22 protein-coding genes are annotated in these 19,733 nt (G+C 70.5%); 12 read left to right on the forward strand and 10 right to left on the reverse strand.

Going from position 1 to position 19,733, the window contains the following annotated elements; genetic code table 11:
• Positions 1-2: 2 nt before the first annotated feature.
• Positions 3-932, reverse strand: coding sequence for an NADP-dependent oxidoreductase (locus tag PUT80_RS14870; RefSeq protein ID WP_275292280.1), 930 nt, complete (start codon positions 930-932; stop codon positions 3-5).
• A gap of 122 nt (positions 933-1,054) precedes the next feature.
• Here PUT80_RS14870 and PUT80_RS14875 point away from each other — a divergent pair, with 122 nt between their 5' ends.
• The 5 genes from PUT80_RS14875 to PUT80_RS14895 all read left to right on the forward strand — a co-directional run bounded on the left by PUT80_RS14875 (position 1,055) and on the right by PUT80_RS14895 (position 4,160).
• Positions 1,055-1,555 (forward strand): MarR family transcriptional regulator, encoded by a 501-nt coding sequence (locus PUT80_RS14875; protein ID WP_275292281.1) that lies wholly within the window; start codon positions 1,055-1,057, stop codon positions 1,553-1,555.
• Between the two features lie 31 nt (positions 1,556-1,586).
• Positions 1,587-2,231, forward strand: coding sequence for a helix-turn-helix domain-containing protein (locus tag PUT80_RS14880; RefSeq protein WP_134730031.1), 645 nt, complete (start codon positions 1,587-1,589; stop codon positions 2,229-2,231).
• 32 nt (positions 2,232-2,263) lie between these two features.
• On the forward strand, positions 2,264-2,731 hold the full coding sequence (locus PUT80_RS14885; protein WP_275292282.1) for a DUF3291 domain-containing protein: 468 nt from the start codon (positions 2,264-2,266) through the stop codon (positions 2,729-2,731).
• A gap of 103 nt (positions 2,732-2,834) precedes the next feature.
• Positions 2,835-3,314, forward strand: a complete 480-nt coding sequence (locus tag PUT80_RS14890; RefSeq protein WP_200864202.1) for a DoxX family membrane protein — start codon at positions 2,835-2,837, stop codon at positions 3,312-3,314.
• 237 nt (positions 3,315-3,551) lie between these two features.
• Positions 3,552-4,160: a dihydrofolate reductase family protein gene (locus PUT80_RS14895; protein ID WP_275292283.1), complete on the forward strand. Its 609-nt coding sequence runs from the start codon at positions 3,552-3,554 to the stop codon at positions 4,158-4,160.
• On the opposite strand, the gene PUT80_RS14900 is transcribed toward PUT80_RS14895, so the two are convergent.
• Together PUT80_RS14900 and PUT80_RS14905 are read right to left on the reverse strand one after the other, a co-directional pair.
• Complete coding sequence (locus PUT80_RS14900) at positions 4,150-4,644, reverse strand: ABC transporter ATP-binding protein (RefSeq protein WP_275292284.1); 495 nt, start codon at positions 4,642-4,644, stop codon at positions 4,150-4,152. The two genes, PUT80_RS14895 and PUT80_RS14900, sit on opposite strands and share 11 nt — an antisense overlap.
• A gap of 105 nt (positions 4,645-4,749) precedes the next feature.
• On the reverse strand, positions 4,750-5,727 hold the full coding sequence (locus tag PUT80_RS14905) for an NAD(P)H nitroreductase (protein WP_275292285.1): 978 nt from the start codon (positions 5,725-5,727) through the stop codon (positions 4,750-4,752).
• A gap of 207 nt (positions 5,728-5,934) precedes the next feature.
• Between PUT80_RS14905 and PUT80_RS14910 the strand changes: the two genes are divergently transcribed.
• A complete protein-coding gene (locus tag PUT80_RS14910) occupies positions 5,935-6,396 on the forward strand; it encodes an SRPBCC family protein (protein ID WP_275292286.1) in 462 nt (153 codons plus the stop codon).
• Here the strand turns inward: PUT80_RS14910 and PUT80_RS14915 are convergent.
• Together PUT80_RS14915 and PUT80_RS14920 are read right to left on the reverse strand one after the other, a co-directional pair.
• Positions 6,387-7,967, reverse strand: a complete 1,581-nt coding sequence (locus PUT80_RS14915) for an NAD(P)/FAD-dependent oxidoreductase (protein ID WP_275292287.1) — start codon at positions 7,965-7,967, stop codon at positions 6,387-6,389. The genes PUT80_RS14910 and PUT80_RS14915 overlap by 10 nt on opposite strands.
• A gap of 4 nt (positions 7,968-7,971) precedes the next feature.
• Positions 7,972-9,042, reverse strand: coding sequence for an NAD-dependent epimerase/dehydratase family protein (locus tag PUT80_RS14920; protein WP_275292288.1), 1,071 nt, complete (start codon positions 9,040-9,042; stop codon positions 7,972-7,974).
• A gap of 166 nt (positions 9,043-9,208) precedes the next feature.
• Here PUT80_RS14920 and PUT80_RS14925 point away from each other — a divergent pair, with 166 nt between their 5' ends.
• Together PUT80_RS14925 and PUT80_RS14930 are read left to right on the forward strand one after the other, a co-directional pair.
• Positions 9,209-9,538 (forward strand): hypothetical protein, encoded by a 330-nt coding sequence (locus PUT80_RS14925; RefSeq protein WP_051171685.1) that lies wholly within the window; start codon positions 9,209-9,211, stop codon positions 9,536-9,538.
• A gap of 76 nt (positions 9,539-9,614) precedes the next feature.
• A complete protein-coding gene (locus tag PUT80_RS14930) occupies positions 9,615-10,439 on the forward strand; it encodes a DUF72 domain-containing protein (RefSeq protein ID WP_238608359.1) in 825 nt (274 codons plus the stop codon).
• A 13-nt stretch (positions 10,440-10,452) separates the two neighbouring features.
• On the opposite strand, the gene PUT80_RS14935 is transcribed toward PUT80_RS14930, so the two are convergent.
• Complete coding sequence (locus PUT80_RS14935; protein WP_275292289.1) at positions 10,453-11,217, reverse strand: helix-turn-helix transcriptional regulator; 765 nt, start codon at positions 11,215-11,217, stop codon at positions 10,453-10,455.
• A 74-nt stretch (positions 11,218-11,291) separates the two neighbouring features.
• Between PUT80_RS14935 and PUT80_RS14940 the strand changes: the two genes are divergently transcribed.
• Positions 11,292-12,233, forward strand: coding sequence for an amidohydrolase family protein (locus PUT80_RS14940; RefSeq protein WP_275292290.1), 942 nt, complete (start codon positions 11,292-11,294; stop codon positions 12,231-12,233).
• A gap of 8 nt (positions 12,234-12,241) precedes the next feature.
• Here PUT80_RS14940 and PUT80_RS14945 read toward each other — a convergent pair whose 3' ends face one another.
• From PUT80_RS14945 to PUT80_RS14955, 3 genes are all read right to left on the reverse strand, one after another.
• Positions 12,242-12,979, reverse strand: a complete 738-nt coding sequence (locus PUT80_RS14945) for an adenylyltransferase/cytidyltransferase family protein (RefSeq protein ID WP_275292291.1) — start codon at positions 12,977-12,979, stop codon at positions 12,242-12,244.
• 75 nt (positions 12,980-13,054) lie between these two features.
• Positions 13,055-14,620, reverse strand: coding sequence for a 4-hydroxyphenylacetate 3-hydroxylase N-terminal domain-containing protein (locus PUT80_RS14950; protein ID WP_275292292.1), 1,566 nt, complete (start codon positions 14,618-14,620; stop codon positions 13,055-13,057).
• Positions 14,621-14,645: 25 nt separating this feature from the next.
• Entirely contained in the window at positions 14,646-15,209 is a 564-nt protein-coding gene (locus PUT80_RS14955; RefSeq protein ID WP_037819593.1) for a flavin reductase family protein, read from the reverse strand.
• 119 nt (positions 15,210-15,328) lie between these two features.
• Between PUT80_RS14955 and PUT80_RS14960 the strand changes: the two genes are divergently transcribed.
• The 3 genes from PUT80_RS14960 to PUT80_RS14970 all read left to right on the forward strand — a co-directional run bounded on the left by PUT80_RS14960 (position 15,329) and on the right by PUT80_RS14970 (position 18,733).
• Entirely contained in the window at positions 15,329-16,147 is an 819-nt protein-coding gene (locus PUT80_RS14960) for an IclR family transcriptional regulator C-terminal domain-containing protein (RefSeq protein WP_275292326.1), read from the forward strand.
• Between the two features lie 202 nt (positions 16,148-16,349).
• Positions 16,350-16,517: a hypothetical protein gene (locus PUT80_RS14965; protein ID WP_158714573.1), complete on the forward strand. Its 168-nt coding sequence runs from the start codon at positions 16,350-16,352 to the stop codon at positions 16,515-16,517.
• A gap of 188 nt (positions 16,518-16,705) precedes the next feature.
• Complete coding sequence (locus PUT80_RS14970) at positions 16,706-18,733, forward strand: hypothetical protein (protein WP_275292293.1); 2,028 nt, start codon at positions 16,706-16,708, stop codon at positions 18,731-18,733.
• On the opposite strand, the gene PUT80_RS14975 is transcribed toward PUT80_RS14970, so the two are convergent.
• Entirely contained in the window at positions 18,724-19,677 is a 954-nt protein-coding gene (locus PUT80_RS14975) for a M28 family metallopeptidase (RefSeq protein ID WP_134729981.1), read from the reverse strand. The genes PUT80_RS14970 and PUT80_RS14975 overlap by 10 nt on opposite strands.
• Between the last annotated feature and the right edge of the window lie 56 nt (positions 19,678-19,733).

Raw genomic sequence — 19,733 nt, forward strand, 5'->3', positions numbered from 1 at the left:
TTTCAGGGAGTGAGGACGGTCTTGCCGACGAGCTGTCCCGAGGCTGCTTCTTCGTGCACCGCGGGGAGATCGGCGAGCGGCCGACGGTCGGCGACGGTGATCCGCAACGTCCCCGCGTCGACGCGCTCGACGAGTTCGGCCAGTTGCTCGGCGTTGCTGGCGACGAACACCCGCGCCGTCCGGATGCCGCGTCCGGGATTGTCCGGCGGGGGAGTGGTGGTGCTGACCAGCGCTCCGCCGTCGGCGACCAGGCCGGCGAGCGCCGCGGTCTCCTCCGGAGTGGTGGGCACGAGGTTGAGCACGACGTCGAACGGCGCTCCGTCGACGGCGGCGGAACCGAAGTCGAGATGCCCGATGAGCCGGTCGGCTCCGTAGTCGCGGAGGCGTTCCGCGGTGCGCGGGCTCGAGGTCGCGGTCACCGTCGCGCCTGCCTGATGGGCGAGTTGAACGGCGAAGCCGCCGACCGCCCCGCCTGCCCCGTTGATCAGGATGGTTTGGCCCGCTTGCAGGCGAGCGTCGTCGAAGAGCGCCTGCCAGGCTGTCAATCCGCCGACCGGCAGCGCGGCGGCGTCGGGCAGCTCGACTGTCTTCGGGGCGGCCGCCAGCGCGTCCGCGGGAACGACGGCGTACTCGGCGGCCGCGCCGTCGGCGTTCATCGGCAGGAGGGCCACGACCGGGTCGCCGACCTGGCGTCCGTCGACCCGGGGACCGAGCTCGGCGATCGTCCCGGCGACCTCGATGCCCGGCACGTGCGGGAAGGTCAAGGGAAACACCTCCTGCAGGCCGCCCGCCCGGATCCCGAGGTCGACGGGGTTGAACGAGGTGGCGGCCACCTGGACGAGCACCTGCCCCTCGCCGGGCGTCGGCCGCTCGGCCTCTTCGAGCGCCAGGACTTCGCTTCCGCCGTAGCGGTGGTAGCGCACTGCCTTCATGACATCCTCCGTATGTGTTTCGAAGTCGAAGCACCTCTGAGTATGCTTCGATATCGAAGCAAAGTCGCGGAGACGTGAGGACGGCCACAATGATTCAACTTCGAAGCATCTAGACTGGCGGCATGGCGGACGCGCTGGAGCCCAAGCAGCTCAACACCTATTTCACGCTCATGGAGGCGGTGAGCCTGCTGCAGCACGCCGTCAGCCAGCAGCTGCGGGCCGAGGGCGACCTCAGCTACGTGCAGTTCGAACTGCTCGCCCGGCTCGCCGACTCCGCCGGGCCGCTGACGATGACGGAATTGGCCGACGGCGTCGTCTACAGTCGCAGCGGCCTGACTCACCAGGCGGGCCTGCTCGAAAAGGCGGGCCTGGTCACCCGCGGCCCCAGCGCGGACGACCAGCGGGCCACCGTCGTCGGCATCACCGACGCCGGACGGGAGCTGGTTGCGAAGGTGCTTCCCGGGCATATCGACGCCGTCCGCCGGTTGCTGTTCGCCCCACTGTCCACTTCGGACCTGGATGCGCTGGGCGGCATCATGACCCGCGTCCGCGACCACATGCGCGCCGAGCCGCCCCGGTCGGTCTCGTCGCGGAGGAGCGCGAAGGGGAACGGCGTCCTCTAACGCGCATTGTCGTTGTTCTTAGACTGGCGGCGTGGAAGACATCGAGGCGATCGCAGTCCTGCAGGACCCGGTCCGGCGGCGGCTGTACGACTACGTGGTCTCCCAGGACCACGACGTGAGCCGGAACGAGGCGGCCGAGGGGGCCGGGATCCAGCGCACGCTCGCCGCCTTCCACCTCGACAAACTCGTGGATGCCGGGCTGCTGGAGACGGAAAGCAAGCGGCTGAGCGGACGTTCGGGCCCGGGCGCCGGTCGTCCGGCGAAGCTCTACCGCCGGTCCGGAGCCGAACGCCAGTTCTCCGTCCCGGCGCGCGACTACCGCACCGCCGCCGACCTCCTGGCCGAGGTCGCCGAGGTCGCCCGTCTCGACACCGAACTGCAGGCCGCCGCCCGCCGCGAGGGCCGCGCCGCCGCTTGTCCGGTCGAAGACCTCGCCGCCGCGAAGGAACTGCTGGCCGCCCGCGGGTACGAACCCCGCGAGGACGGCGACGTCCTGCGCCTCGTCAACTGCCCGTTCCACGTCCTCTCGCAACGGCACCCGGGGCTGGTGTGCGGCATGAACCTGGCGCTGCTGGAAGGACTGCTCGACGACGCCGAAGGCCTGCGCGCCCGGATGGATCCGCGTCCGGGCCTGTGCTGCGTCGTTGTCGAGCCTTCTAAAAATAATGAGAGTTGACATAGAACGTCCGGCGATGGTGAGGTGAATGAGTGACGGAACATCACCTCGCCCAGCTCAACGTGGGCATCCTCAGACATCCCCTCGAAGACCCCCGGATGCACGGCTTCACGTCGATGCTCGACACGCTGAACGAGGTCGCCGACAACGCGCCCGGCTTCGTATGGCGCCTGGTCGAGGACGGCGGCAACGACGCGACCTCGCTGCGGACCTCGCTCGGCGACGACGTCCTGGTGAACATGTCGGTCTGGGAGAGCCGCGACGCGCTGTGGGACTACGTCTACCGCAGCGGCCACCTGGACATGCTGCGCCGCCGGTCGGAATGGTTCGAACTGCCGAAGGCGCCGTTCCAGGTGCTGTGGTGGGTGCCCGCCGGGCACGTCCCGACGGTCGAGGAGGCCGTCGAGCGGCTGGAACTGCTGCGGGAGAAGGGACCTTCGCCGAGCGCGTTCGGTTTCCGGGACAGCTACCTGCCCGAGGGCGCCGCCTCCACGGCGTGACGGTTTCCGCGACACGTCCGGTGGGTCGCCGGGACCGGCCCGCGGGATGGCTAGGGTGTCCGGCGTGGCGAACATGTCCCGTTGGTCGGATGAGAATGGCGGCTTGGACTTCGGTCTGCTGGTGCTGCGGCTGATGCTGTCGGTCGCGATGGGGGCGCACGGGCTCACGCAGGTCTTCGGCCTGTTCGGCGGTGCGGGCATGGCGCACTTCGAGAACGTGTTGCGCGGCTACGGGTTCAGCCACAACATCGAATTCCTGACCTGGCTGACCGGCATCACCGAAGTCGCCGGCGCGGTCCTGCTGGCACTGGGCCTGCTGACCCCGCTCGCCGCGGCAGGCCTGCTGGGCGTGGCGATCAGCGCGGTCCGGGTGAAGTGGTCAGGCGGCCTGTTCGGCACCAGCGGCCCGGGATTCGAACTGGAACTGACCCTCGCGGCGATGGCGTTGGCATTGCTGCTGACCGGCCCGGGGTGGTACGCCCTGGACCGGCACACGGCATGGCGGCAGAAACCCCTGGGCTTCGCGGTGGGCGGGTTGTTCCTGTCGGTATGCGCGGCGATCGGGGCGGGTTCGCTGTTCTGACCGTCGCCAAGTTGGGGGACTCGAACGCAGCGGGCCTGCCGCCGAAGCCGCATTAGGGCCGGAGTGGGCGGTCGCCAGCCCGTCGTCGCACGTCCGCTGGGAGGACGGTCGATCCGGCGCGGCGTTGCTGTTCAGAGATCCCGCAAACCGCCCCCGCTCAACGCATGGCGTTCCCGCCGCCCCGGTGCTATCTTCCTCCTAACCGCTTGCAAACCGCAATCACTCGGGAGGTCCGCCATGCCGGACACCACCTGTCACATGTCGATGTCGCTGGACGGGTTCGTCGCCGGGCCGGCGCAGAGTCGGGAGGACCCGCTCGGCAAGCGGGGGAAGGAGTTGCACGGCTGGCACATCGGCGACCCCCGCGCCACCGACGCCGACAGGACCGCCAGCGAGTGGCTGATGCGGCCCAGGGGTGCGTATGTGATGGGGCGGAACATGTTCGGTCCCGTCCGCGGCGACTGGGACGAGGACTGGTCCGGCTGGTGGGGTGCCGAACCGCCGTATCACGCGCCGGTGTTCGTGTTGACTCATCATGCTCACGAGCCGATCGAGATGGAGGGCGGGACGACGTTCTACTTCGTCACCGACGGGTTCGACGCCGCCTACGCAGCGGCGTGTGAAGCCGCTGGGGACAGGGGCGTCGACATCGCTGGAGGGGCGTCGACGGTTCGGCAGGCGCTGATCGCCGGGGTGATCGACGAGTTCACGCTCGACATCGCGCCCGTGCTGCTCGGCTCGGGCGAGAGCATGTTCGACGGGGTGGAATCCTTCGGTTTCGAGCCCGTCGAGGTGCTGCATTCGCCGCTCACCACCCACATCCGCTATCGCCGCGTCAGCTCGTAGGCACCTCCAGCGTCGCGGCGAGCAGGCTCCGCGTGTACGGATGCGACGGCGCGGCGAGCACCTGATCAGTCCGTCCTGACTCGACGGCCCGGCCTTCGCTGAGCACGACGACCTCGTCCGAAATGCTGCGCACCACCGCCAGGTTGTGCGTCACGAAGATCATCGAGGGTCCGTCGTTCATCAATGAGCGCAGCAATTCCACTACGGACGCTTGCACGGAAACGTCCAAAGCGGACGTCACCTCGTCGCAGATGATCAGTTTCGGCTCGCACACCAGCGCCCGGGCGATCGCGACTCGCTGGCGTTGTCCGCCGGACAGTTCCGCCGGGTAGCGGCCGGCCAGCCGGGCGGGAATCTCGCGCGGTCGAGTGCGGTGCGGGCCTGGCGGCGGCCTTCGCGGGCGGTTACGCCGAAGTAGTGCCGCAGGGCGACCAGCAGACCCCGGGACGCTCGGCGCGGGGGAATCGCCGGTTTCCGCTGCCACGGTGCCACTCTGAAGCACCGGCGCGAGAGCCGCGTCCGTCCGGCACAGTGGGAAGTGGACGGCGCGGCGGTGACCGAACTTTCCGCCGACCGCGGGCGAAGCGGGTCAGCCGCCGTACCTCGCCGGCGCCTGGAGCGGTTCGAGGACGTCGTCGACGCTGGCGTGCGACCGAGTCCGCTGGAGCCGTTTCACGCCGACCGGCGGCCGTCCCACCCACAGCACCGCCTGGGGCGCGTGCCCGAGCGTGACGCGTTCCGCGAGCGTCTCGCGCATCCGGCGGCTGGCCCGGCTCAACCGGCCGGACGAGAGTCCGTGGACGGTGGCGGTCAGCAGCACCGAACTCAGCGCCTCTCCCGCGCGCAGCCAGGCGAGGTGATCGTCGCCGGGCGTGCTGAGGACGACCAGCGTCGCGCCGTCGCTTCGCGGCTCGGCTTCGCTTCGAGGGATTCGGTATCCCGCAGCTGCGCGGACGAGGACGCCTTGCGGAGCCGCCAGGGATGCGCTTCGCGCATACGCCTCTTCCCGAGGCAGCTGAGCAGGAACTCGCGCGCCTTCGCCGAGCGCGGTCATGAGGTATCTGCGGACCGCGCGGTCTTCCACTGGGTGCAAGACCGCGCCTTCGCGGGCGGCGGCTTGCGAAAGCCGGTCAAGGCAGTCCGACGGCACGGGCCGTCCGCCGCACGGCCGCAAATCCTCCCGTCGGCGGGCGATCGACGTCGCCAGAGCAGTCTCTCCGGGAGCCGGTTCGCCGGGATGCGGCGTCACGACGGCCAAGTGGCCCGGCTCCAGCGGGCACGGCAGCCGGTCCACCGTGCACGCCCAGCCGAGACCGGCGAAGGCGACCCGGAGGTGGTGCAGGGCCGCGCCGCTGGTGAGCGTCTGCCATCGCCCGGCGGAGTCGTTGGCGGCTCGCCAGCGGGCCGGGTCCGCGTACAGGTGGAGGGTGCGGTACCCGGTGCGCCAGTGCCAGAACGGGGCGTCGGCGGCGCCCGGCGCGAGGAGAGCGGCGGCCACCGCCGCCTCGACGGCCGCGGGTCCGGGAACCCGCGAACTCGCCAGTGAATTCGGCCGTGGATTCGGCATTGTTGCTTCCCGCTCGGGTTGGGGGGAGTGCGTCCGGTCGGTGCCAGGCTCCATGGTGCGCTCCCTCGGCGGCCCGCGATAGGGGCCGGGGTTCATCAATTCGGAGCGACCTGCGTCCGCGGAGCTCGCGGTCCTCGCGTCCGGGCGGCGGCCCGGAGTTTGCCCGTCTCCTCCGGGGGAATCCGGCGGAAAACGAGGAGGAGACGCATGGTCGAAGTGAGCCGGACGGTGCCCGCGCCGCCGGAAGCGGTGTTCGAGGTGCTGGCGGACGGCTGGTCCTATTCCGGCTGGGTGGTGGGCAGCTGCCACATCCGCGACGTCGACGCGAGCTGGCCCCAGCCGGGCTCGCGGATCCACCACAGCGTCGGCGGTTGGCCGGTGCAACTGGAGGACACCACGGTGGTGCTGGCGGTCGAACCCGGCGTTTCGCTGGAGCTGGAGGCCCGGGGCGGCGCGCTCGGCACGGCGCGGATCGAGCTGTCGCTGGCTCCGGACGGCGAGGGCCAGACGACGGTGCGGATGGCCGAGCGGGTGACGAGCGGGGCGGGCAGGTTGGTGCCGGAAAGCGCGCTGGCACTGGTGCTGGGGCCGCGGAACCGCGAGTCGCTGGCGCGGTTGGCGGCGTTGGCGCTCGGGCGGTGGCGGGGGACCGGAGAGAGTCAGCCGTAGACGGCTCGGTTCGCCGCGCGGATCACCGCGGCGTACCCCGGGCCGAGCAGGTGCTCGCGGGCCAGCGCGGCGCGGGCGGCGTTCGCGCCCGGCCCGCCGTGGACCGCGCCGCCGGGGTGCGCCGCGGCGCCGGCGAGGTACAGCCGGTCGACCGGCGTGTCGGCCCGGCCGAGTCCCGGCACCGGACGGAAGAACAGCTGCTGGTGGATCGCCGTCGTGCCGCCGTTGATCGCGCCGCCGACGAGGTTCGCGTCGTGGTCGGCCAAGTCCGCCGGGCCCTGCACACGGCGCGCGAGGATCAAATCCCGGAACCCCGGGGCGTTGCGCTCCACCGTCGCCTCGATGCGCTCGGCCTGTCGCCGCACTGTGTCGCGGTCGACGCCGCGCGGGACGTGCGTGTACGCCCACACGGATTCGGTACCGGCGGGAGACCGCGTCGAATCCGCTGTCGTCATCTGGCCCAGCAACAGGAACGGCTGCTCCGGCACCCGGTCCCGGGCCAATTCCGCGCCGAAAGCGGACAATCCGTCCTCATTGCATCCTAAATGGACGGTTCCGGCGCCGCAGGCGTCCTTCGCGGTCCACGGGATCGGCTCGGACAACGCCCAATCGAGCTTCACCGTCGCACTGTCCCATTCGAACACCCGGAGATCCGCCAGCAACCGCGGAGGCAGCCATTCCGATGCGACGAGCTTGCCGTACAACGTCTCCGCGGTGACGTCCGCCAGCACGGCCTTGCGAGCCCGGATCGGCTCGCCGTCCGCGCAGCGCACCCCGACCGCTTTGCCGCGCGCCACCAGCACCTCGGTCACCGGTGTTCCACAATGGACAGACCCGCCCTTGGAGCGGAGCCTGCGCACCAACGCGGCCACCAGTTCGCTCGCCCCGCCCTCCGGGACCGGGAATCCGACGTCCTGGGCCAGCATCCCCAGCAGCCAGCCGAAGACCGCGCTTCCGGCGTTGTCGACGGAAAGGTCGCTGTGCGCGGCGTTTCCGGACAGCAGCAGCCGGGCGCCTTCGCCCTCGAACCGTTCGCGGGCGAATCGGCGGGCGGGCAGCGTGAGCATCCGCGCGAGCCGCAGCACCTCGGCGGTTCCGGTGCGGCGCAGGAACCGGGCGCCGGCCCGCACCGGCGGGAACGGAGTGAACAGCGCGTCCAGGAATTCGTCGCGGAATCCTTGCCATTGCGAGAAAAGCTCCCGCCACGATCGGGCGTCTCCGGGAGCGAACTGCGCGATCGATTCCGCGGTGCGGTCGAGGTCGCGGGAGAGGACGGCGCAGCGGTCGTCCGGGAAAACGTGCGCGAGCGCGTCCGGCGCGTGGAGCCAGCGCAGGCCGTGCTCGGTCAGGTCGAGGCCGCGGAGCACCGGGGACGCCGCGCCGAGCGGGAAGAACGCGGCGCACAGGTCCGAGCGGAAGCCGGGGGCGGTGATCTCCTCGGTGCGCAAGGCCCCGCCCGGAACGGGTTGTTCTTCCAGGACCACGACATCCCAGCCCTCGTCGGCGAGCAGGTTCGCCGCGACGAGGCCGTTGTGCCCGGCTCCGATGACGATCGCGTCGGCGGTGTGCACGGGCTCAGGCCTGCGACTGGCGGGTCGGACGGCCCCGGCCCAGCGCCCTTGCGCGGTCGAGGAGCCCGGGGCGCGACGAGGCGAGCGGGGCCGACGGCGCGCCGTCCTTCCGGCGCATCCCGGCGACCAGGTCCTGGACGGTTTCGGCCGAGCTGTACCGCGGCGTCCAGCCGAGCACGAGCCGCGCCCGCGAGGCGTCGACCAGCGCGGCCTGATCAGCGAGCTCAAGCCAGCCAGGGTGCAACGGCTGGAGCCCGGCCAGCCAGGCCGCGCGAGCGACCGTCCGCGCGACCGGCTTCGGTACCGCGATCCGGGTGCCGCCGACGGCATGCGCGAACGCGGAAGCGTCGAGAACGTCCTCGGCGGCGAGGTTGAACGGGCCGACCGCGCGCTGTTCGAGAGCCAGCCGGAACGCTTCGGCGACGTCGTCGGTATGCACGGCCTGGAGCCGCAGACCCTGCCACAGCGGCACCGGCGAGAACCGCCCGCCGATCAGGCGAGGCGGCAGTGCGGGCGGGAGTAGCCACCGGGTGAATTCCCCCGCCGCGCGCCGTTGCAGGATCGCGCACGGGCGCATCCACGCGACGGCGACGTCCGGGTGCGCGGACGTGAACAGGTCCAGCGCGTCTTCCAGATCCGCTTTGCCCCGGCTGTACGCGCTGGCCGCGATCCCGCGACAGGGCCAGTCCTCGGTGACTTTCTCGTCGTTCGGCTCCGGCGCGTAGGCGGCTGCTGACGACGCGCACACCACCTGTCCGACGCCTGCCTTGCTGACCGCTTTCAGGACGTTCGCGGTCCCGCCTTCGTTGGTGCGCGCCATCGGCGGGTCGCTCCAGGCGGGGGAGATGGCCCAGGCCAGGTGCACGACTGCGTCCGCACCGGTGAAGATTCCGGTCAGCAGCTCGTCGGCATCCGGCGCGCCGATGTCCACCGAATGCCATTCCGCGCGCGAGTACGGCTCAGCGGCGCGATCCGGCACCCGGCGGGCGACACCGGCGACGTCGTGGCCGGGTCCGAGAGCACGCAACAACGCGGTGCCGACGTTCCCGCTGGCGCCTGTGATCACGATCCGCATGCGGGCCGTTTACCCGCTCCGCACTGGCGGAAACGTCCGCCGAGACGCCGGTCACCCGCGGTCCAGTCCCATTTGACACCCGATGCGAACACATGTTCGACTCCCGTGCGGGCCGCCGGGAACCGCGGGCGGTCCGGGAGCGGGGAAGCGAGCAGGTGAGCCTGAGGTGAGCGAGTGGCCGTCGACGGTGCGGAAAGTGGATCCGCCAATTCCGGTGTGGGTGGGCGTGCGGAAGCTGCTCGTGCTCGGCACCGAGATCCTCGCGCCGCGCGACCGCGCCGGGCTGCGGATCGAGACCGAGCACCCCGGGCTGCTGTTCGAGTGGGCGCGCCGCGAGGACGGCGGGCTGCTCGGCTGGGTCACCTACCAGCTCGTCACCGGCGACGAGCAGTGGTCTCGGCCGGTCAGCCACTACGTGCCCGCGCACCTGCTCCGCCGCCGCGGACCCGCACGCCGTCACCAGTACGGCGACTACCGGCCCCGGACCCACGGATGACCGCGCCCGGGTAGTAATTTCCCTTGCGAGCGAGGGGAGCGGACGAGAAGTGGCACGGCTTCATGTCGGCTGCGCGATGTGGACGCACAAGGCGTGGCCAGGGCGGTTCCTGCCGCAGTCGCTGCCCGCGAAGGAGCGCCTGCGGGCCTACGCGGGCTGGTGCAACGCGGTCGAGGGCAACACCACCTTCTACGCGACCCCGGCCCGGAGCACCGTCGAGACGTGGGCGCAGCAGACCGGTCCCGACTTCCGGTTCGTGGTCAAGGTGCCCAAGACCGTGACGCACGAGCGGCGGTTCGCGGGGGTCGAAACCGAGATGCGGGCGTTCCTGGACGCGCTCGAACCCCTCGGCGAGCGGGCCGTGCTGTGGACCCAGGTGCCCGGTTCGTTCGGCCCTTCGGACGTCGACGTGCTCGGCCGTTTCTTGCGCCGTCTCCCCGCCGACCTGCGGCGCGCGGTGGAGGTGCGGCATCCCGAGTTCTTCAGTGACGCCAGCGCGGCGTCGCTGCTGGAAGGGACGCTCGCGACCGCGGACGCGGAGTGGGTGCCGTTCGACACCACGGTCTTTTTCCAGCGTCCGCCGACCAGCGAGGCCGAGCAGGACGCCTGGGCGAAGAAACCGCGGCTGCCGCGCCGGACGCGAGCGCTGACCGACCGGCCGGTCGTCCGGTATCTGGGTCGGGACTCGGTGGAGGAGACGGTGGCGGGCTGGCAGCCGTGGGCCGAGGTGGTCGCCGGCTGGCTGCGGGAAGGCCGCTCGCCGACGGTTTTCCTGCACACTCCCGACAACGACGAAGCACCGGCGCTCGCCCGCCGGTTCCACGACGACGTGCGCGCGCTGGTGCCCGGCCTGGACGCGCTGCCCGAGCCGGAGCCGGTGGAACCCGCGACGCTGTTCTGAGCAACCGGGCCGGCTACCCAGCCGGGACGAACGCGATCAGCCGCTGATGCGGATCGTCGACCACCTGCAGGACAATCTGGTCCACCGTCTCCTCGACCCCGCCCGGCAGCCGGAGCCGCACCCGCAGGTGGGTGTGCGGCCGGACGACGTCGTTGCGTTCCCAGAGGGCCGCGAACTCGGCGTCGGTCCGGAGCAGTTCGTCGATCCAGTCCCCGGTCGGCGGGCCCGCCGGGCTGCTCGCGCGCACGATGCCGATCGTCGTGCGCCGCATCGCTTCCAGGTCCGCGAACCGGCTCTGGAGCACCGGATCGGTGAACAGCATCTGCACGTACCGGCGGCGCTCCGGCGGGACCGCGCCGAAATCGGTCATCAGCCGCGCGGCGGCGGCGTTCCAGGCCAGGATCGCCGTCGCCGGTCCGACGAGCACCGCGGGAATCTCGCCCATCCGGTCGACAAGGCGGCGCAACGGATCGCTCGGCTCCGGGTTCGGCGGAGGGACGTCGGGGACGGTGACGAGATCCAGCGCGTACTGCGTCTGGTCGTCGTCGAGCCCGAGCGCGGCGGCGATGCGGCGGACCACATCGGCGCTCGGCATGACCCGGCCCTGCTCGATCCGCGTGTAGTACTCGTCGCTGACGAACGCCAGCGTGGCGACCTCGCCGCGCCGGAGACCGGGCACTTGACGGCGGCCCGTTTCGGCGGAGGCGGGCGGCGGGGCTTCGTCGCGGCGGGCGTGCAGGAACGCGCCGAGCTGGACGAGCCGCGGGTCGCGTGCCATCAGCGCGGGCTCCGGGGGAGGGGGATCGGATTCTTCCCCTCCCGCGCCGGACGGCGGGGGCGCACGGTGGAGGCATGATCGACCGCGAACGCATCGACGTCCACACCCACCTGGTCCCTCCCTTCTGGGGCGAGGCCCTCGCACAGCACGGCGGCGACCCGTCGGGCTGGACGCTGCCCCCGTGGACGCCCGACGACCACCTGAAATTCATGGACGCCAACGGCATCGCCACGAGCGTACTGTCGCTCACCGCCCCGAGCGTGACCGGCTGGACCGGCCCGGCGCGTCGCGAGACGGCCCGCCGCGTCAACGAATACACCGCCGAGCTGGTGCGGGAACGCCCGGACCGGTTCGGGTTGTTCGCCACGGTTCCGTTGCCCGACGTCGAAGGCGCGGTAGCGGAGGTCGACCACGCGTTCGGCGCGCTCCGGGCGGACGGCGTGGTCCTGCTCTCCAACTACGACGGCGTCTATCTGGGCGACGGCCGGTACGCGCCGCTCTGGGAAGCGCTCGACCGCCACCGAGCGGTGGTCTTCATCCATCCCGCGCATCCGCTCGTGCCGTTGCTGCCCGGGATCCCGGGACCGATGGTGGACTATCCGTTCGACACCACGCGCAACGCGGTGCACATGGTGTTCAACGGCATCACCGAGCGCTTCCCGAACGTGCGGATCATCCTTTCGCACGCGGGCGGTTTCGTCCCCTTCGCGGCGTTGCGGTTCTGCCAGATCCAAGCCGCGCTGGAGCCCGCCGGACCCACCGCCGACGACTGGCTGGCCCGCTTCCGCAGCTTTTACTGGGACACGGCGCTGTCGTCGGGCGAATACGCTCTCGGTGCGCTCGCCCGGTTCGCCGATCCCGCGCGGATTCTGTACGGCAGCGACTTCCCTTACGCGACAATGGAAGTGAGCACCCGGTTCACCGAGATCCTGGACACCGGAAGCGGGTTGACCGCCGAACAAAGCCGGGCGATCGACGCAGGGAACGCCCGCGCGCTGTTCCCCCGGCTGGGCTGAAACCCCGGTCAGCCCGCGTCGACGAGGTCCACCGCGGTCGGACCGTCCGGCAAGTCCGCGAGCAGCACCCCGGCGTCCACCGCGACGGTCCGGTCGCCGTACGGGGTGCGGGCCCGGTATTTCCCCGGCGGCGGCAACAGCGTGGTGCACGGCGTGACGATTTCGCCCGCGACAGTCCCGTGCACGCGGTGCGGGCGGCCGAGGATCGCCGCGGCGCCAACGAGATCGCCTGCGGTGACCAACGTGCGGACCAGAGTCGAGGAACAGCCGGGAAGCAGGTCGACGGCATGCGCGGTAAAGCCGTGGGCAGGCCCGAGTTTCCGCAGCAGGGCGGTGTCCCCGGCGCCTCGGTGGCCGAACCGGAAGTTGCTGCCGGTGACCACGGCGGTGGCGTTGAGGGTGCGTATCAGGACGCCGTCGATGAACTCCTCGGCCGGCGTGCGCGCGAGGCATTCGGTAAACGGGAGGACGAGCACCTGGTCGGCACCGTGCCGGCGGGCCAGTTCGGCGCGATGTTCCACCGTCGCCACCGGAGTCGTGTCGCGCGGCCGTCCGGCGATGGTCGCCGGATGCGGGTCGAAGGTCGTGAGGACCACCGGCGCGCGGTGCTCCCGGCCGAGGCGCACCGCGTGGTCCAGAACCCGCTGGTGGCCGCGATGCAGTCCGTCGAAGACGCCGAGCGCGACGACGGACGGACCCCATCCGTCCGGCACCTCGGCGATGCCGTGCCAGAAAACCGTGCTCACGCGAACCTCCCGCGCTCGTGCCGGGACCGGAACCGCGGCGCCCCCGGGGATGCGGGGGGCGCCGCGGCGGACCGGTCAGCGCCGCTTCAGGAACGAGACGTCGTCGTTGCCGATGAGGTCCGGCACGGTCCAGCCGTCGAGGTCGTATTCGGCGAGGCACTGCTCGGCCAGGCCCTTCATCGACTCGGTCGTGCCCTGGGCCTCGGCGGCGAACAGCAGCTCCGCCTTGACGTTCTCGTGGTTGCCGGAGTAGTTGCGCTCGTAGAGTTCGTGCCGCCCGCCGAACTCCGAGCCGACCGCGTCCCACAGCGCCTTCATCACCTTGACCCGGTCGACCGCCTCGTAGCCGTTGGAGCCGCGCACGTACTTGTCCAGGTACGGCCGCACCTCGGGGGTCTTGAAGTCGATCGAGTGCGAGTTGAGGTAGATCAGGCCGCTGGCCACGTCGGATTCGATGATCTCCTTGATCCGCGGGTAGGCCTGGATCATCAGCATCCGGTAGGTCAGGCCGTAGTCGAGCTTGGGCAGCAGCGCCCCGTTGGTCCACTCGTCCGGGTTGCGCGCCATCGCGTCGGCGAGCGCGAAGAACGTGTTGCGCCATCCGACGACCTCCCCGACCCGGGTCTGCACGCCGCGGAAGTCCTTGCTGCCGGTGATTTCCAGGGCCTTGAGCAGCAGTCCGGCGATGAAGTCGATCTTCGTCGCGAGCCGGATGCAGCCGTGGAAGGTGAACCGCGGGATGAAGCCGGAGACCGGGAAGAACCCGTTGATCTTCTCGATGTCGCCGTAGAGGAACACGTTCTCCCACGGCACGAGGACCTTGTCGAACACGAAAATGGTGTCGTTCTCGTCCATCCGCGAGGACAGCGGGTAGTCGAACGGACTGCCCATCACCGCGGCCTGCTGCGTGTAGGACGTGCGGCAGATCAGCTTCACGCCCGGCGCGTCCATCGGCACCGTGCAGATGAGCGCGAATTCCTTCTTCTTGATCGGCAGCCCGTAGTGGGCGATGAAGTTGTAGTTCGTGATGGCCGAACCGGTCGCCACGACCTTCGCCCCGGACACGATCAGGCCCGCGTCGGTTTCCTTCTCCACCTTCATGAACACGTCGCCGACCTCGTCCGGCGGCAGGTTCCGGTCGACCGGCGGGTTGATGATCGCGTGGTTCCAGTACAGGACCTTTTCCTGGGATTCCTTGTACCAGCGCTTCGCGTTCTCTTCGAACGGCGCGTAGAAGTCGGAGTTCGCGCCGAGCGTGCCGAGGAAGCTGGCCTTGTAGTCCGGGCTGCGGCCCATCCAGCCGTACGTCATCCGCGACCAGGTCTCGATCGCGCGGCGGTCGGCGAGCAGGTCGTCCACGGTGTGCGGGCTGCGGAAGAACGGGTGCGTGACCCCGCCGTTGCCGGTGTCGGTGGGCACGGTCAGCGCGTCGCGGGTCTCGGGCGAGTGCAGCGCGTCGTACAGCCGGGCGGTCATCCGGACCGGGTTGCGGAAGGCGGGGTGCGTGGTGACGTCCTTGACGCGCTCGCCGTAGATCCACACTTCGCGTCCGTCCTGGACGGACTGGATGTATTCGTCGCCGGTCATCGGCGCGGAAGCGGTGGGGGCGGAGGTCTCTGAGCGGTCCTGCTGGATGGTCATGACTGGATGTCCTTTCGGGTGGCGGTCAGGCGGCGTGCGGGCGCAGCGGGGTGAACGTGGTCGAGGCGCCGAACCAGCCCGCCTCGGGGCAGTCGAGCGAGCCGCCCCAGTGGGTGCCGGTCTCGCGGGGGCCGAGTTCGCGGAACGCGCCGGCGTAGAAGAGCAGCGGCTGCCGGTTTTCGACAGCGACGTCGACGACCTCGCCGACCACGATCAGGTGGTCGCCGCCGTCGTAGGTCCGCCACGGGCGGCACGAATACACCGCGGCGGAGCCGACCAGGACCGGCGCGACCGGCCCTTCGGCCCATTCAGGTCCGGGATCGGCCGGACGTCCGGCGAAGTGCCAGGCGGTGTCTGCCTGGTCGGCGCCGAGCACGTTGACGGCGAAGGCGGCGCCGTCGAGGTAACTGCAGGCCTTGGACTGCCGGGTCAGCGTGACCTGGCACAACGCGGGTTCGAGCGAGACCGCGGTGAACGCGTTGACCGTGGCCCCGTGCGGGGTGCCCTGGTCGCTGCGGCAGGTCACCACGGTGACGCCGGTGGCGAACCGGCCGAACGCGTCGCGCAGTTCGCGGGACGGAACCGTCATCTCGCACCTCCTCGTGCGATGTACGCTATGCGTACGAAGTGAACGCTATGCGTGCAGTGATTGGAAGGATGCATCAGGAGGCGACGGAGGTCAAGGCCGGCACCGGAGCGGGTGAAATACTGCGGAGCGTGACGGCAGCCGGAAACGAGCGCGACTTCGTGCAGAGCCTCGAGCGCGGGTTCGCCGTGCTCCTCGCCTTCGACGAGGAGCGCACCAACCCCACGCTCGCCGAACTGGCGACCGCGACGAACCTGTCGCGCCCCGCGGTGCGCCGCCTGCTGCTGACCCTGCAGCGGATGGGCTACGTGACCAGCGACGGACCGCGCTGGTCGCTGACCCCGCGCGTGCTGACCATCGGCCAGCACTACACGGCGACCCGCGCGATGATCGACCTGGCGCAGCCGCACCTGCTGCGGCTGGCGGAGGCGACGGGGGAGTCCGCGTCGCTGGCCGAACTCGACGGCAACGACGCGGTCTACGTCGCCCGCGTGCCGGTGCGGCGGATCATGAGCATCAACGTCGCGGTCGGCACCCGGCTGCCCGCGCACGCGACCTCGATGGGCCGGGTGCTGCTCGCGTGGTCGGGCCCGGAGCGGATCACCCGCTACCTGGAGGACGTCCCGCTCCGCTCGTACACCGCGCGCACGGTCACCGATCCGGCGGAACTGCGGCTCGCGCTCTCCGCGGTGCGCGAGGACGGTGTGTCCATTGTGGACGGCGAACTGGAGGAAGGCCTGCTGTCCGCGTCGGCCCCGGTGCGCGACCGGAGCGGGGCGGTCGTCGCGGCACTCGCCTCGTCGACGGCCACCGGACGGCTCGCGCCGGAACGGCTGCGCAAGGAAACCGTCCCAGTGCTGCTTGAAACGGCGGCGGCGATCAGTACGGACCTCGGGTACGACCCGCGGCCGGTCCCGGTGAAGCGGGACGGCTTCTACTGAGGTTGCTGCCGGGTCGTTCTTGTCGCGGCGACTTGCACGACGGCGTCATGCCCTGCGCGAGGATGTCCCTGTCGCTCTAAGGCAACCAGCGGTTTCGCGGGGGAACTCTGCCTCAGACTGGGTGCATACTCGCCGCCCTTGAGCGGGAGGCCGAACTCTGCCTCAACGGGCAGGCTGCGCGCGCTGTTCGCCCCTGAGCGGGGTGCCGAACGCGGCATCGAACAAGCAGACTGAGCGCATACTCGCCGCCCTTGAGCGGGACGCCGAACTCGGTCTGGGCGGGCAGGCTGGACGCGTGCTCTTCGCCCTTGCGTGGGACGCCGAACTCGGCATCGAGCGAGCAGGCTGGGCGCATACTCACCGCGCTTGATCGGTGCCACGATCGAGTGTCCTCCGCGATATTTCTGTTCCTCTTCCCGCCGCGTCATCCGAATTCCGTTCTCCGCCCGCCGCCTTTTCGCGAATAGCGTTGCGAGCCGCGCGAGATTATCCAGCACTGACACCGGCGAAATCCCGCTGCCGCCGAAATTGTCAGACCCCGCCGCTACCTTGCTGGACATGACGCTTCTGGGGTTCTCCGAGGAGGACGAGTACCTGCCCGACTACGGCACCATTGTGCTTCGAGACGACGTATACCGCAGCGCGCCCGCGCTGGACAACAAACTGCTCGGCGAACTCGCGACGAACGCGTTGTCCGGCACGGTCGCGACAGCGGGCGACGGCTGGCTGCACTGCTCGGCAAGCCATCCCTGGCAAGCCGTGCGCTGCGAAGCCCACGACGGGCCGCCGGAACTGCGGCTCGAGGCATGGGAAGACATTGTCGAGTCGCCGTTTCACAGCCGCTCCGGGGCCGTGAGCCTGGGATTGCTCACCGGCGGCGCCGGCGGCGACGCACTGAACCTGGGAGCGAGAGGCCTTTTCCGTACGCGGGTCTGCCGGAAACCGGCGGCGGCCGGGGAAGAGGGCGACGTCTGGCTGATCCAGTTCTGGCCGTCACCCGACGGACCGGAGCCGCCGCGGTGGCTCAAACGCACCCGTCCCGCGTTGCATCCGGAGGACCCGGGCTGGCAAGAGGTAGTGGGTTACCACCTGATCGAAGTCTCGTGGTACTTCACGCTCGTGGGCATGTCGCGCCAGGACGGCTGGCTCGACGAACCGTTGCCCGGTGAACCGCCCTCGGACACCGTGTGTGCCCAGTTGGGCGTCGACCCGCCGCGCACGCGACGGGACGCGATTCCCTTGCTGGTCGCGGCAGGCCTGCTCGTGGACGACGGCACCGGCGGGTACTCGGCGGGAACGCCGCGGCGCGCCACGGAGGTGCTCGACCTGCCAGCGGACCTGGCCGCCCGGTTGGACGCGGCCGCCGTCCGCGCCGTCTACATCCTGCTCGCGGCGGATCTCGTCAGCATCGCGGCGTGGTCGGATCCGGCGCACGTCAAGGATTTGGCCGCTTTGCTGGCGGTCCCGGAGGAAACCGTTGAGCCGTTGCTCGAGTATTCGGTCAGCGACAAGCTGATCCGCCGGGACAACGACACCGTCGCGGCGCTTCCCCGCCCACCACTGCGGCATGAGCCAGTGCCCCTCGTCCGAATGGTTCGCGAAGAGGAACCTCCGACTGTGGCCGGTCCTCCGCCGCGAGCCGGGTTCGTTTCCGGCGACGGCACGGTCGGCGTATGGCGCGGGGGAGAACTGGCGATCCTCGGCCGGGTCGAGAGTGACTATCGGTATCGCGCGTTCGAGACCCTGGCCGGGATTTACGTCGCCGCATCCGGCGGGCAGGGACAGCTGATCGACTGGTCGGGCACGGCCCGGCAGCTTCCGGTGGACCTGGACATCCGGCCCGTCCGCAGTGCGGACGGACGCTACCTGGCGGGCGTGCAGACCCATATCGGCCGACGGACGTGGGACCAGGTGCATTTGTACGATGTGACCACGGAAGAAGCGTGGAGCCTTCCCCCATCGCCTGAGATGACCCGGAGCGTCCTGGGCATCCACGACGGTGCTGTCTACTTCACGACGGATTCGGGAGCCCTCGTCGCTTTCCGCTGGACACCGGGTGCGGAACCGGTGGACCTCGCCTCACCTGTCCATCGGCTCGATCCGTTGTCCGGGGCGCAATTGCGCGAAGAAGCCGGGGGACTGGCGGTATTCACCGCGTCCGGGGAACGGCGGGAAGTCCCGGAACCCCACCGCTGGCGGTTCGTGCCGGGCGGCACGCGGATGTGTTCGTTCGGGTACGACCCGCCCGTCGCGCAGCTGCTCGACCTTGCCACCAGGACCATCGGCGAACACCCGCTTCCCGACGGCTGCGAGTCCGGCGAAGCCGTGCCGTCCGCGCCGGTCTGGGAAACCCCCGACACCCTGGTCTTCTCCCAGCCGCACCGCGGACTGACTCGCCGCGTCGTCCGATGGCACGTGCGGCGCAACGAGTTCGAGCATTTCGACCTGCCCGACCTCGCGGGACACCGCCCGTTCCTGATCGAACCGATTCTCGCCGGAGAGCCGGACGCTCCGGGCCGCCGTCTTAGCGACGGCGACCCGGAGCGGGTGCCCGGTCCTGGCGCTGGAAGTCAGGGTCAGCGATGAGCCGCCGCGACCGCCAGCTTCCACACCGCGTAGCCGATCGCGTCGGAGTTCTTCTCCAGCGGCGTGTCCGGGATGTTCGACGTCGTGTCGCAGGCGCGGTGGTAGCAGTTGTCGAACGCCGCGCCCGGCGTGCCGCCCCACTTCTCGGCCTGTTCGTAGCTCTTGATGTCGCCGGCGCCCGTCGCGAGGCCGCCGACCGGGATGCCCGCGCGCTTGAACGACGCGTGGTCGGACCGTCCGTCGCCTTCGGTGTCGCCCTCGGTCTCGATGTTGATGGAGGCGAAGTACTCGTCGAACACGGCCTTGACGGAAGCGACGTCGTCGTAGACGAAGTAGCCCCAGTTCTTCGAGCCGATCATGTCGAAGTTGAGGTAGGTGGTGATCTTCGCGCGCTCGGCGCTCGACAGCGTGCTCACGTAGTACCGCGAGCCGACCATGCCGGACTCCTCGTCGGCCCACCACGCGAACCGGACGCGCTTGGCCATCGCCGGGTTGGTGCGGGCCAGCGTCAGCGCGACCTCGAGGATCGACGCGCTGCCGGAACCGTTGTCGTTGATGCCGGGGCCTGCGCTCACCGAGTCGAGGTGCGCGCCGAGCATCAGAACCTGGTTCGCGTCGCCCTGCGGCCATTCCGCGATCAGGTTCTGCGACCGGCCGGTGCAGCTCGTGCAGGTCTGGCGCTTCGTGGTGTAGCCCGCGTTCTTGAGCAGGTTTTCCACATAGGACACCGACGCCGCGTATCCGCCGCCGCGCGGCGAGCGCGTGCCGCCGTTGTTGCGGGCGATGGCCTGGAACTGGTTGAGGTGGGTCTTGATGTTGGCCAGCGAGATGTCCGGGGCCGCGAGCGCCGAGGCGGGCGCGGCGGTGGCCGCGGGCACGCTGACGACGCCCAGTACCGCCACCAGGGCGGTGACCCCGGCGCCGATTCTTGTCTTCCACTTCATGACGGTGCGTTCCTTCGGTTGGGGTGGGGAGAGCGGGTGTTCTCGGGGGATTGGCC

This window comes from Amycolatopsis sp. La24, assembly GCF_029087445.1.
Classification (GTDB): Bacteria; Actinomycetota; Actinomycetes; order Mycobacteriales; family Pseudonocardiaceae; genus Amycolatopsis; species Amycolatopsis nivea.